Here is a 13,713-nt window from a genome sequence, read left to right as displayed (position 1 = left end):
CTCCGTTACTTGGTGATCGAGAGTTCGGCCGGTGCGCCGCGCAGGGAGCGCTTCGGCGATACGCTGACGATCAGGATACCGAGCGTCAAAATATACGGTGCCGCATTGAAGAAGTGATAGCCCTCACTGATGCCGACCGACTGCAGGGCCGGGCCGAGCGCCCCGGCGGCGCCGAACAGAATGGCCGCGAGGAAACAGGCCAACGGGTTCCAGCGCGCGAAGATGACGAGTGCGACTGCCATCAGCCCTTGTCCGGACGAAAGCCCCTCGGTCCAACTGCCCGGATACGACAGGGACAGGAACGACCCGCCGACTCCGGCGAAAAACCCGCCCACCGTCGTCGCGTATAAACGCACCAGGTCCACGTTGATCCCCAGGGCGACCGCGGCGGGCGTGCTGTCGCCCGTGGTGCGTACGATCAGGCCCCAGCGGGTGTTCTTGAACGCCCACCACATGGCGACCGCCAAGAGGAAGCCGAGAATGAACAGCGGGTTGATCTCCAGAGCCTGCTGGATGGCGGGATTTTCCGACCAGCCGCCGAATTCGATTGACGGCAACCGGGCCGCCTGGGGCTGGATGTAGGCCTTGCCGAAGAAGAACGCCGTCCCGGTGCCGAACAGCATCAACGCAATGCCGATGGCAATGTCGTTGACCTTGGGGAGCTTGCACAAATAGCCGTGAATTGCTCCGAACAGGCTGCCGACGACGCCGGCGGCCAGGACGCCCAGCCAGGGTGAACCGGTGTGCAGCGAGAGCGCATAGCCCGTCATCGCACCGAACACGAGGGTGCCTTCGAGGCCGAGATTGATGCGGCCGGATTTCTCGGTCAGGCATTCACCGAGGCTCACGAAGAGAAAGGGCGTGGACACACGAATGGCGCCGGCGAACATCGCCAGCAGGACCGTCGCCAAGGAGCCGCCGTCACTCATGATGTCGAATCCTCAAGCTGGAATACCCTGAAACGTCCATAGAGGGTTTCCGAGGCCAAGAGGACCACGAAGATCAGTCCCTGCAACACCAGCACCGTGGCATCCGGCAGGTCCATACGCCGCTGGATCAATCCGCCCGACGCCGCAATTCCACCCAGGAATATCGCGATCGGGATGATAACCAGCGGGTTGTGGCGCGCCAGGAAGGAGACAAGAATTCCGGTGAAGCCATAGCCTGCAATCAGCGATGCATTCGCCTTGCCGTGAATGGCCGCCACTTCGAAGAAGCCGGCCAGACCGGCCGCCGCACCCGCGATGACACAAGAGACCAGGATCAGCTTGCCGACCGGCAGTCCCTGCGCCTGCGCGGCGCGCAGATTGCCGCCGGTGATCCGGGCGGCGAACCCGAACGTCGTCCGGTTCATCAGGAAGTACAGGACCACGCACAGGACAATGCCGACGATCAGGCCCCAGTGGACATCCGTGCCGGGAATATTGCCGATCATGTTTTCCTTGCCGATCGGCATGGTGGACGGCTTGTTGGGGTCCGACGGGTCGCGCAGCATGCCCTCGACAAAGAAATTCAGTATCGAGACCGCGATATAGAAAAGCAGCAGGCTCGAAATGGTTTCATTGACCCCGCGATAATGCCGCACGGCACCGACGATCCCCATCCAGATTCCGCCCGCAATGGCGGAGACAATCACCATCGTGCCAATCACCACGAACGGCGGCGCCCAGCCGATTAGGGGGATGGCAACGACCGCCGCCCCGAACCCGCCCATGATAAGCGCTCCCTCGCCGCCGATGACGACCATTCCGAGCCGCGCGGGGATGGCCACACACAGCGCGGTGAGCATGAACGGGGATGCGCGAATAAGCGTGTTCTGCCAAGAGAACGACGTGCCGAAACCGCCACGCCAAAGCAGTTCATAAAACTGGACAGGCGATTTGCCGAGAAAGAGCAGAAATACCGCAAACAGGATGCCGGAGATCAGAATCGCCGCCGCGGGCATCAGGACATACTCGCCCGAACGCTTCAGACGCGAAATCAATTCGCCCTGCATCCCGGATGCGGGCCCGGCCAGTTCCGTCATGATTGTCTCTCGCCCCGAACGGGTGTGGCGTGGGCCGGGCGAACCCGGCCCAGCCAAATCAGGTGACCGATCCGATGACACCTTCGATCAGGAAGTCCGTGCGATCGAGCATGGGGTCGTAATTGTCCAACGTCGCGCCTGCGCCGACGAGCGCCGTGCCATCCTGCTTCTTGATCGGGCCGGCGAAGATCGGCTTGCCGGCCTTGACCTCCGCGCGCGCCGCATCCGCTGCCGCGATAGCCGCGGGGGTCGCACCGGCGCCGTAGGCCGTGTTCTGCACGAAGTCCTGATCAAATCCGGCACCGACGAAATTCGGCAGCGCCTTGCCGGCGGCCAGATCGGCGGCAAAACCGGTGTAAATGGTAGACCATTTATACTCCGCACCGGTGATAAAGCCCTTGGGCGCCAACGGCGCCTGGGACGCGTTATGGCCGCAGGTCTTGACCCCGCGCCCTTCCGCCGTCTCGATCACGACCTTCGGGCTGTCCACATGGCAGGTGATGACGTCGCAATTGGCGTTGACGAGCGCGTTGGTGGCCTCGGCCTCACGCACGGGCAGCGACCACTCGCCGGTGAAAATCACCTGGACGACCACGTCCGGGTTGACCTTGCGGGCGCCAATCAGGAACGAGTTGATGTTGCGCAGCACCGTGCCGATGGGCTTGGCGGCAACAAAACCCAGTTTGTTTGTTTTGGTCACAAGACCCGCCGCGACGCCGTCCACATAGTGGGCCTGGTCGAGGTAGCCGAAATAGGAACCCGCATTCTTCGGGTCGGCGTCGGTCCACAGCGGTGCGGCATGGCGAAACTCGACATCCTTGTGCTTCACCGCGGTATCCAGAACGAAGGGTTTGTAGTAGCCGAACGAGGTAGCGAAAATCATCTTGGCGCCATCGAGATTGATCATCGATTCCATCGATTTGGCCACCGCGATCGTCTCGGGAACGCTCTCTTCCTCGACCACCGTCACGTCGGGAACCTTTTTCAGCACCGCCGCGGCGGCGGCATGGGCCTGGTTCCAGCCAAAATCATCGCGCGGGCCGACATAAACGATGCCCACCGTCAGCCCGGCGGCAGACGCCATTGTCGGCATTCCCAATGCGCTGAGCCCGGCCGCCCCCGCAATCGAAGTTTTGACGAAATCGCGCCGCGATAGTTTGAATTTGGACATGTCATTCCCTTTCTGTGACCGGATCACTGTTTGACCGGACAATCGTTTTGATAGCCGGAGACGAGTGCCGGCCGCGCACAGTTTAAGGACTCATTAGCAATGCATGTGCCAGAACCGCTTGCGTCCGAATTTCCTCATAACCCTTTGTTTATACGTTATATTTAGTAACTTCATTTTTCATCGACACCATCCTGATGCTGAACCGGATCAAAAGTGCCTAATTAATGTGCAACACAAAGGCGCCGTGATCGATTCATGATCACTTTTTAAGCACCCAGACGCCAGCATATTGTTATCCACCCCGCGTCCAGCCCCGCATTTTCACCAGGGTCGTCTCGCCCTTGGCTAGAATTTCCATGGCTTCCGCCTCATTCGCTTCGCGCGCGATCGATGCTTCTATGGTCGCCGCTGCCATGGCCTTGGGGATAACCACCACCCCGTCCGTGTCGCCGACGACAAGATCGCCAGGCTCGATGATGGCCTCGCCGATGGCGATACGCTCGTTGATCCGGAAATCTCCGTTCAAATCCTTCAGGGTGCCGCGCATGGCGAGCCCTCGGGAAAACACCGGCCAGCCCATCTGCGCCAACTCCGCGCCGTCACGCACGCAACCGTCGATCACGAGCCCACCGAGCCCGCGCGCGCGGGCCGACGTGCACATCACCTCGCCGAAGTAGCCGCCCTCATAATGTCCGCCGACATCGGCAATGATTACGTCACCGGGCTCGGCTTCATCGATGCCGAAATGCAGTGCGAGATTGTCGAGCGGCGGACCCTTTACGGGAAAGGCCGGGCCGCAGATTTTCATGCCGGGTGCGACGGCCTTGATCGCGGACGGCAGGGCGCCGATGCGCCCCGCGGCCTCGTGGATGGTCGAGGACGCGATCTTCGCCGCCTCGGCAAGCAATTCCGGTGTGAGTTCCCCAGGCTGGGCCATGCGTGACTATCCCTATAAATGATATGGTGGGCGGGTAGTGTAGACGCCGAATGCGCGCTGATCATAGAGAGAGACGGTGTGAAAACCATCCGATTGCAAATTCCGATCAAGCGGGCGGGTCACAGACCCGCCCCTGCATCCGGCTGCGACGTGGCTTACGGCTTTTCTGCGTCTGTCCAGTACTCCGTAGGGGCGGGTTTCAAACCCGCCCGGCCTTTACGATGAGCGGCGTTTTGGATGGTTTGCGCGTGATCGAAGGCTCGGCCTTCGTCGCGGCCCCGACCGCGGGCATGACGCTGGCGCAGATGGGGGCGGATGTCATTCGTTTCGATATGATCGGTGGTGGAATCGATTATCGGCGCTGGCCGGTTACCCGCGACGGCAACTCGATCTACTGGGCCGGACTGAACAAGGGCAAACGCTCCCTGGCGGTGGATTTCCGCAAGCCCGAGGGCCAGGAGATACTGACCGCGCTCATCACTCAACCGGGTGAGGATCGTGGCATTCTGCTCACCAACTTCCCGATGCGCGGCTGGCTTTCATACGAAACCCTGAAAACGAAACGCGACGACCTGATCGCACTCAACATCATCGGCAACCCGGACGGTTCCGTCGCGGTCGACTACACGGTCAACGCCGCGGTTGGATTTCCCTTCGTGACCGGGCAGCCTCAAGAAAACGGGGATGGCGAGACCGACCCGGTCAACCATGTGTTCCCCGGCTGGGATGTCTCGACGGGCTATGCCGCCGCGACGGGCCTGCTGGGCGCCGAGCGCCATCGGCGGCGCACCGGCGAGGGCCAGTATGTCTCGTTGTCGCTGGCCGACATGGCCTTCGCCACCGTCGGTAATCTCGGCTACATCGGCGAGGTGCAGATCAACGGCGAGTCACGACCCAATATCGGCAACGACGTCTATGGCAGCTACGGGCGTGACTTCCCCACGTCGGACGGCCGCCGGGTGATGATCATCGCCGTCACGGTGTCCCAGTGGAAGAAGCTGGTCGAGGCCACCGGGACCGGAGACGAGATGGCCGCTCTGGAGGCGGAACTGAATCTGGACTTCACACGTGAAGAGCATCGCTTCGCCGCGCGCGATGCCATCAACGTCCATATTGGTGCCTGGTGTGCCGCCCACGGCCTCGAGGACATCCGCGCTGTGTTCGACACACATAATGTCTGCTGGGGGCCATATCAGACCTTCCGGCAGATGGTGGCCGAGGACCCCCGCGCCTCGACAGAGAACCCGTTATTCCGGGAGATCGAGCAACCCGGGATCGGCCGCTATCTCGCACCGGGTACGCCCAACAATTTCACCGCCGTCCGCCGAGAGGTGCCACGGGCACCCGTGCTGGGTGAGCATACCGACGCGATCCTCGCCGGCGAGCTTGGCCTGTCGGACAACGAGATCGGAAAACTGCATGACGCCGGCGTGGTCGCCGGGCCCCGATGATCAATAGTCCCTCGTCATACCCGGGCTTGACCCGGGTATCTCTTCACCCGCATGAAAACCGTGAACAAGGTGCGGGGATCAAGTCCGCGCATGGCGGACTTTAGGACGATGACGGAAACCACAGAAGAACTGCTCGGCCTGTGCCGGGAATCGCTTGATGATGTGTTCGCCTTTCGCGATGCCGGGCATCGCGCGGCAGCGGCGCTGGCTGCCCCGGGCGGCCCGGTGGAGCCTGCCCTGCTCGAACAGCATCAATACGCCGTCCACGGTTTTGCCTGGATGGCGACCTATGCGGCCGCACTCGAACAATTGCTGGGTTGGGCTGAACGCCTCGACAGCGTCGGGCGGCTGGGCGATCTGGAGCGCCTGATGCTGTCGGCCGGCTTCGGCGCATATCTCAACCAGCTCAAATACGGCATCGCCATGAGCCAGGACGAGTTTGTCCGGCCCGGTGATCTCAGCCTCGACGAGCGCGAATATTTCAACGGCGCCGCCGCCCGCCGGCTGATGGCCGGCGGCAACGCCATTTCCGTGCGCCAGTCGATCGCGGAATGCCTGCGTGATCGCAGCGGTGATTTCGGCGATCGCGACCACGACGAAACCAACACGATGATCGCCGATCAGTTTCATCGGTTTGCCGACGAACGTGTCACTCCCGATGCCCATGGCTGGCATGTGCGTGATGAACTCATTCCGATGGACGTGATTTCGGACATGGCCGAACTGGGTGTCTTCGGCCTGACCATCCCAGAGGCCGATGGCGGGCTGGGCATGGGCAAGGTATCAATGTGCGTCGTCACGGAAGAATTGTCGCGCGGCTATATCGGGGTCGGGTCGCTCGGCACGCGGTCCGAAATCGCGGCCGAACTCATCCGCCTCAACGGCACGCCGGACCAGAAGGCCCACTATCTCGCGCCTATCGCCGCGGGCACCGTCCTGCCGACGGCGGTCTTCACCGAACCCAACCATGGGTCGGATCTGGCACGTATTCGCACGCGCGCGACGCGCGAAGGCGATGTCTACCGGGTGAAGGGGAACAAGATCTGGATCACGCACGCCGCACGGACGGACATGATGACCCTCATGGCGCGGACCGCTCCGGACGATGACGGCTATCGGGGCCTCAGCATGTTCCTTGCGGACAAGCCGCGCGGCACGGAAGACAACCCCTTCCCCGCTGACGGCATGACCGGTTCTGAGATTCGTGTGCTCGGCTATCGCGGCATGAAGGAATATGAACTCGGCTTCGACGGGTTCGAGGTCACCGCCCACGGACTGCTCGGCGGCCGAGAAGGCGATGGTTTCAAGCAACTCATGACCTGCTTCGAGACGGCGCGCATCCAGACGGCGGCGCGCGCCAACGGGGTAGCGCAGAATGCCCTCGAACTGGGTTTTGGCTATGCCCAGGACCGCGAACAGTTTCGCAAGCCGATCGTGGAGTTTGCGCGCGTCGGCGGCAAACTTGGCTGGATGGCCACGGAAACGATGATGGCCCGCCAACTCACCTATTTTGCTGCCCGGCAAAAGGATTCCGATCAGCGCTGTGACATCGAAGCCGGCATGGCGAAGCTCCTCGGTGCGCGCGTCGCCTGGTCGAATGCGGACAACGCGCTGCAGATCCACGGCGGCAATGGCTATGCCGAGGAATACAACATCAGCCGTGTTTTATGTGATGCCCGAATCTTGAACATCTTCGAGGGCGCGGCCGAAATTCAGGCTGGTATTATTGCGCGCGGCCTCCTCGGGCGCCCGAACCGCCCCGCCTGACCCCCTGATTTTCCATAATATTTCAGCGATTTAGCCGAGAATTTTAGATCAATACTCTACTTATACGGTTCTATTTACCTATTCATACACGCACTAGTATGCCCCTTATTGCCCCCATACTTTGGACTAAGTACCGGAGACCAAAAGGCTTCTGCCTTGTCAGTGAAACACTAAATGGTCAGTGTTGTTTCATTAACCATATTTTAAGCACCCCCTGGGTGCTCCATCCGAGGAGGCTATTATGAATACACTCACCAACGTTTCGAATTTTCGGTCCCGCGTGGACGACGCACCGGTCTCGCGCAGCGACGCGCCGACCGGGCCGGCACTGCCGGTTGGTCCACTCGCCCCGGAACAAATCAAGGAAATTCTTGAATCCCAGACCTACGAAGAACTGACGATCGAATTCGACATCCACGAGCGAATTCTCTGGTACTTCATGTCGCCCGTGTCACGTCCCAGCGCCACCGTCGGCCTGATGCATGATATCAAGCGCCTGCAGGCTCTCGTGCGGACGATTTTCGATGCCCATAACAACCCGACCGACCCGCCGATTCGTTATATGGCGCTCAGCTCACGGATGCCCGGCATCTTCAATCTGGGTGGCGACCTGGCCCTGTTCGCGCAACTAATCCGCGAACGCGATCGCGACGCGCTGGAGCGCTATTCCCGCCTGTCGATTGATGTCATCCATGCCAATTCGGACAGCCTCGATCTGCCACTGGTCACGGCCTCGGTGGTTCAGGGTGATGCGCTCGGCGGCGGGTTCGAAGCCGCCTTGTCGTCCAACCTGATCATCGCCGAGAAAAGCGCGAAATTCGGACTGCCCGAGGTGCTGTTCAACCTGTTCCCCGGCATGGGTGCCTACACGTTCCTCGCCCGGCGGATCGATCCGGCCAAGGCGGAGCGCATGCTCCTGAGCGGTCAGATTTTCAGCGCCGACGAGTTGCTCGAATCCGGGGTGATTGACGCCGTCGTCGAGGATGGCACCGGCGAACAGGCGCTGTATGACCACATCATCAAGCACGGCCGTCAGTTCGTGTCTCACCGGTCGATCTACAAGGTGCGCGGCATCGTGAACCCGATAACCTATGACGAGATGGCGCAGATTACCGATGTGTGGGTGGATGCGGCAATGTCGATCGGCGAGGACGACCTGAGCCGAATGGAGCGACTTGCCGCTGCGCAGGATCGCCGGTGGGCGAAACAGAGCTAAGCGCAGTTCCGGGCATGCCAGCAACAGGATGCCGGAAGATGGGCGGAGTCTGACTCCGTCCGAACGCGGGTATGTGAAAAGGCGACGTCTGCCACCGCCTCCGGCAGGCGTCGCCGCGACAACGTCGCAAACTATTGAGGTATCAAGTTTTCTAGTGTGACCGGTCCGCGTCGCCAACAGAGGCAACAGCCTCTTCGAGCGCCTCTCGCACCACCTCGAATTCGGTACGCAGAAGTTCGAGCAAATCGCGCCCCCGCCCCTTGAGTTCTTCGGGGCCCAAATCATAGAGATCACGAGTCACCGAGTGCAGCCGGGTCGCACCAACATGGGCCGCGCTGCTGCGAAGCGCATGCGAATGTTCTCGCACGCTGCCCACATGGCCGAGATCGATGGCGTGATCGAGCGACTGGATGATCGCCTGACCATCCATAAGGAAGTCGGCGATAACACCCGCAAAAAACGTGTCGTCTCCCCCCAACGCCCGCAGGCTGGAAATCGCCCGTTGATCTACCGGTGCCTCCGCGACAACCTTCAAATGGGGATGCGCGACGATTTTCGGGCGCACCGAGTCCAGTTCCTCATCATATTCGTCGGTGACTTCTGCGCGCCGGCCATACTTCGCGACCATTGCGTCGAGTATTTCGAGCAGTGTCCGGGCCTCGACCGGTTTCGTGATGACCGCGTCCATGCCTGCCTCCAGACATTCTTCGCGTGTCTCCAGGGTGGCATCCGCGGTCAACGCAATAATCGGAAGATGCTGCTCGTCAATATGGGCAAACCGGTAATGTTTGGTCGCGTCGGGTCCGCTGATACCGGGCATGTTCACGTCCATCAGGACGACATCGAAAATGTTGGTGTCCAGCGCGTCCAGTGCCGCATCGCCATTGTCGACGACGAAAGCGCGATGACCGGCGCGCGTGAGGATCTTGTTGATCACCTTCCGGTTGACGATGTTGTCTTCGACGACGAGCACCGAGAGATCGCGAATAGCACCCTTGCGTTCCAGCAAGCTTCGCTCTTCTTCCGCCGCGGCGTGACCGGCGGAGCCGACGATCGTCTGCGCCAAACGAAGACTGCGGAACAGCATGGATTCATCGACCGGCGTCCGAAGCCGGGCCAGCGGTGCGGGCAATGCGTGGGATCGGGTGACATCCGCGCTCGTCAGATAAATCAGGACAGGCTCGCGGTCTCCGGATTCCGCCCTGATTTTCGTGATCGCGGATTCAGCCTCCGACCAGCCGGCGTCCAGAAGTATGACCGGGCGGCGGGCACCGCGGGAAAGGCCGTTCAACAGTCGCGCCACCGCCTCGTCTGCGGATTCGATGGCGGCGACCTGGACGCCCCAGCGCATCATGGCCATGTCGAGCCCGGAAAACTTCTCGATTTCCGGCGACAGGAGAAAAACCTGGTCGGGATCGAACGACAAAGTGACTTCTTCGACCTCCTCGAGCGGCGCGCGCCGCAATTCCAGGTCAAACCAGAACCGGCTGCCACGTCCGTTCTCGGATTCGACGTGGATCTCGCTGCCCATATGCTCGACCAGTTGGCGCGATATCGTCAGGCCGAGCCCCGTGCCGCCATACCGTCGAGTTATCGAGTTGTCAGCCTGGTTAAAGCTGTCAAAAATCGATGCGATCTGGTCCTGCGCGATGCCGATTCCCGTATCGACCACCTCGAAACGCAGGCGGTGGCTGTCGGCGGTTGTCTCGACCGGGCTGACCCGAAGACCGACGCTTCCGGTTTCCGTGAACTTCACGGCATTCGCCACAAGGTTCACCAGCACTTCCTGGATATGCTCGGGGTCCCCCATCAAATCCGGGGCAATGGCCGGTGCGACGGTGACATCGAGCCGGATGTTCTTGGCGACCGCCTGCGGTCGCATGATGGCCTCGACTCCGGCCACCGCGCCGTAGAGGTCGAATGTCCGGTCTGCGATATCGACACGGCCCGCCTCGATTTTCGAGAAATCCAGAATCTCGTTGACCTGCGACAACAGGCTCCGGGCCGCCGTCCTGACGGTGCGCGCCATATCATATTGTTCGGCATCCAGCGGAGTCTCACGCAGGAGATCACCCGTACCGATAATGGCGTTCAGCGGCGTACGAAGTTCATGGCTCATGGCCGCAAGAAAGCGTGTCTTCGCCCGGTTGGCTTCCTCGGCTGACTCGATCGCCAACCGGAGTTTTGTAATCAGGGTCGAGACATAGGCAGGCAGAACGAGCAGTGCGACCAGAAGACCGATGGAGAGAAGCAGGTTGTCCGACCAGAACGGTGTCGTCGCCACGACGGCGGCAAACCCGATGGCGCTTATCCCGGCCGAGACGAAAAGATAACGTTCGCCATAACGAAAGCCGTTGCCGAAGGTGACCCACAGGTAGATCAGGTACCAGGGCGCCATCACTTGGGGGCTCAGATGGAGCAACGCGGAGAGGATGCTCACATCGGCGACATTCGCCAGGATACGCCGCGGCACAGACGGCGCCGGGCGATGCCATATGGCAATCAGAAACAGCCAGGAAATCACCATGCCTGCCGACATCACGACGCCCGACAATGCAATATTCCCCGTTTCCGGTACGTAAACCTCCAGCGTGTGCAGATAGATGAGGATTATCGCGACCAGCGCGACCCGGAGCAGGATCTGTTCGTGCTCGCTGTCCGGGCGACCGGCAAGGCGCGCACGCGCAGCATCCAGGCCTAATACCGTCGCATGGGCAGCGAGCCAGTTCGGCGCCAGAAGCAGTGCCCCAAACAGCGCATAGGCGCACCATAGCGGGATGCTTGTGTCGATCGACGGCAACGTGAACGCGGCGTAACCACCGGCCGTGACAAATGTCGATATGGCGACCAGCAACGCAGACAGGCGGAATCGGCGCGCGAGGCGGCTGTTCGTTTGAGGGCCGGTATCAGCGGAAACCTGCCCGTCGTCTAGGGAATCATCCGTCATGGGCTCGAAACGCAACCTAATCAGTTTCGTTCTATTCGGCAGCCTGGCCGTCGGCTCTGGATCCCGCAACGCGCGCGGCCGGGAACACCAGTGAGAAACATGTGCCTTCGTCGGGGGTGCTTTCGATCCGTATTTCCCCGCCATGCAATTCGATCATCGATTTGACCAGCGAAAGCCCAAGTCCGGTCCCGCTGGTTGACCGGCTCATCGCGTTTTCGACCTGACCGAAAGGGGTCAGAATTTTCTCGAAGTTTTCCGCCGCGATACCAACCCCGGTATCGCGCACCTGGAGGATCATCTCGCCCGCGTTATTGCGCAGGCTTTGCACGGAGATTGTGCCGCCCTCGGGCGTGAACTTCGCCGCATTCGACAGCAGATTTAGGAGCATCTGGCGGACCATGCGTTCATCGGCCAGCACTTCGGACAAACCCGGATCGCAGGCAACATCCAGAGTCAGCCCTGCCTGCGTCGTACGGTCACGCACCATTCGCGCAACGGAATCGATGACACGATTGAGATCGACACCACGTTCGACGAGTTGCCACACACCCGTCTCAAGCCGGGAAACATCGAGAATATCATTCAGGATCGCGAGCAGATGCTTGCCGCTCTCATGAATATTGTTGGCATACTCACGATATCGCTCGTCATTCAGCGGGCCGTAGCTTTCCTCGGCCATGACCTGCGCGAATCCCATGATGTGATTCAGCGGCGTACGTAATTCGTGGCTCAAGTTCGCCAGAAACTCGGTCTTGTTTCGGTTCGCCGCTTCCGCCTGGTCCTTGGCTTCGCGCAATACTTCCGCGGCCTTCCGATGCGCAGAGACTTCCGTCGTGACGTTCAGGACCTCGATTTCGCCGGTAGAACTGACGAACGGAAGCTTAACCGTCTGCAGCCATTGACGCTCGCCGAACACATCCGCTGTACACACCTCCGGCAAATGCTCCGGCTTTCCGGAACGCAACACATCGATGCTCGCGCGGCGGTCATCCTCGACCTGATCGCCATTCTCCACGAAGTCCGAGAGGGTCTTGCCCACCATTTCGTCCGGTGTCGTGTGGAAAGCCCGCGCAAATGCAAGGTTGGCGAGAGTGATCTGGTGGTTCTCGTCGGTTGCGTAGATCCAATCCGGAATATTGTCGATGACGACGCTCAGATGATTGCGCTGGCGCTGGGCGACCCGCTCGACCTCCTTGCGGTCGGTGATGTCGATCGCCACCGTAACCACACCCTGGATGTCATCATCCGCGCCGCGCAGCGCAGACTTTACCGTCAGATAGGTGCCGCTCGTTCCGTTGGGTGCGGTGAGCTCTTCCTCGAAGGTCAGAACTTCGTCCGTCCCGCTGTAAAGACGCTTGTCCAGCATCATGTGCCGCTTGAAATCAGCCGCAATGAGACCGTCCGCGCGATCCATCCCGACCGCTTCGGCCGAGGAAATGCCGAGCCGGTTCGCAGCACTCGAATTTGCGAACAGAACCTTCCCGTCTTCATCCGTCGCGCATACGAGCGCCGGCACCCCGTCAATGACCTGGCGCAGCAGCTCGCGTGATTCACGCAGCTGCTCTTCGTGGACCAAATTGTCGTTTGCCAATCGCCGCTCCAGCGAACGGGTCCGGCGGTGAATGATCTTCTGCTGATTGCGCATGCGCAGCAGGTTTCGCACGCGCGCCTTGAACTCCTGATGATCGACCGGGCTGATCAGGAAATCCGTTGCACCGGCATCAAGCGCGCGATATCGGAACGAACGATCCTCATAGATCGTCACCACGATCACCGGAACGTCATAGCAAAGCGGCTGCGCCCGGAACTGGCGGGTAAACTCCGCGCCGTCCATGCCGGGCATCTTATAGTCTGTCACAACCAGGTCAGGGGTGTTCTCGGTCGCCCACGCGATCGCATCGCGCGGATCGGCGAATGTGTGCACAACGGCGTCCTCGTCCGCCTGACTCGCCAAACGGCTGAGCACATGGCGGTTAGTCACCCGGTCGTCGATCACCAAAACAGTAGACATAGGTATATTTTACAATGTTTTAGGGATAGGCACTAACGTGTTTATGTAACTAATATTTACAACCTAAACACGAATTTAACGAAGACTTTCAAAACTGACGTTACCCCACGGCAGGCATGGTATTTCCAGCCTGCCGGGAAAGTTTCACACGCGAAACATTAACATTTTGCTAACCATCGTAAACACG

At 60.6% G+C, this 13,713-nt stretch carries 9 protein-coding genes; 3 read left to right on the top strand and 6 right to left on the bottom strand.

What is annotated here, in order from left to right:
• Positions 1–5 precede the first annotated feature (5 nt).
• The 4 genes from ABJ363_10050 to ABJ363_10035 all read right to left on the bottom strand — a co-directional run bounded on the left by ABJ363_10050 (position 6) and on the right by ABJ363_10035 (position 4,134).
• Complete coding sequence (locus ABJ363_10050; protein MEP4379331.1) at positions 6–929, bottom strand: ABC transporter permease; 924 nt, start codon at positions 927–929, stop codon at positions 6–8.
• Positions 926–1,996 carry an ABC transporter permease gene (locus ABJ363_10045; GenBank protein ID MEP4379330.1) on the bottom strand — a complete coding sequence of 357 codons (1,071 nt, stop codon included), beginning with the start codon at positions 1,994–1,996 and terminating at the stop codon, positions 926–928. Before ABJ363_10045 ends, ABJ363_10050 begins: the two co-directional genes overlap by 4 nt.
• Positions 1,997–2,084: 88 nt before the next feature.
• Positions 2,085–3,197, bottom strand: a complete 1,113-nt coding sequence (locus ABJ363_10040) for a BMP family ABC transporter substrate-binding protein (protein MEP4379329.1) — start codon at positions 3,195–3,197, stop codon at positions 2,085–2,087.
• 292 nt (positions 3,198–3,489) lie between these two features.
• Positions 3,490–4,134, bottom strand: a complete 645-nt coding sequence (locus tag ABJ363_10035) for a 4-hydroxy-4-methyl-2-oxoglutarate aldolase (protein MEP4379328.1) — start codon at positions 4,132–4,134, stop codon at positions 3,490–3,492.
• A gap of 221 nt (positions 4,135–4,355) precedes the next feature.
• Between ABJ363_10035 and ABJ363_10030 the strand changes: the two genes are divergently transcribed.
• The 3 genes from ABJ363_10030 (at position 4,356) to ABJ363_10020 (ending at position 8,568) form a co-directional block, all read left to right on the top strand.
• On the top strand, positions 4,356–5,585 hold the full coding sequence (locus ABJ363_10030; GenBank protein MEP4379327.1) for a CoA transferase: 1,230 nt from the start codon (positions 4,356–4,358) through the stop codon (positions 5,583–5,585).
• Positions 5,586–5,693: 108 nt separating this feature from the next.
• Positions 5,694–7,352, top strand: a complete 1,659-nt coding sequence (locus ABJ363_10025; GenBank protein MEP4379326.1) for an acyl-CoA dehydrogenase family protein — start codon at positions 5,694–5,696, stop codon at positions 7,350–7,352.
• Positions 7,353–7,593: 241 nt separating this feature from the next.
• Positions 7,594–8,568 carry a crotonase/enoyl-CoA hydratase family protein gene (locus tag ABJ363_10020; GenBank protein MEP4379325.1) on the top strand — a complete coding sequence of 325 codons (975 nt, stop codon included), beginning with the start codon at positions 7,594–7,596 and terminating at the stop codon, positions 8,566–8,568.
• Positions 8,569–8,719: 151 nt separating this feature from the next.
• On the opposite strand, the gene ABJ363_10015 is transcribed toward ABJ363_10020, so the two are convergent.
• Both ABJ363_10015 and ABJ363_10010 read right to left on the bottom strand, forming a co-directional pair.
• On the bottom strand, positions 8,720–11,515 hold the full coding sequence (locus ABJ363_10015; GenBank protein MEP4379324.1) for an ATP-binding protein: 2,796 nt from the start codon (positions 11,513–11,515) through the stop codon (positions 8,720–8,722).
• Between the two features lie 31 nt (positions 11,516–11,546).
• Entirely contained in the window at positions 11,547–13,526 is a 1,980-nt protein-coding gene (locus tag ABJ363_10010) for an ATP-binding protein (protein MEP4379323.1), read from the bottom strand.
• Positions 13,527–13,713 lie beyond the last annotated feature (187 nt).

Source organism: Alphaproteobacteria bacterium, assembly GCA_039980135.1.
Taxonomy (GTDB): domain Bacteria; phylum Pseudomonadota; class Alphaproteobacteria; order UBA6615; family UBA6615; genus UBA8079.
The sequence above is the reverse complement of the archived record's forward strand: the minus strand, read 5'-3'. Positions and strand labels throughout refer to the sequence as shown.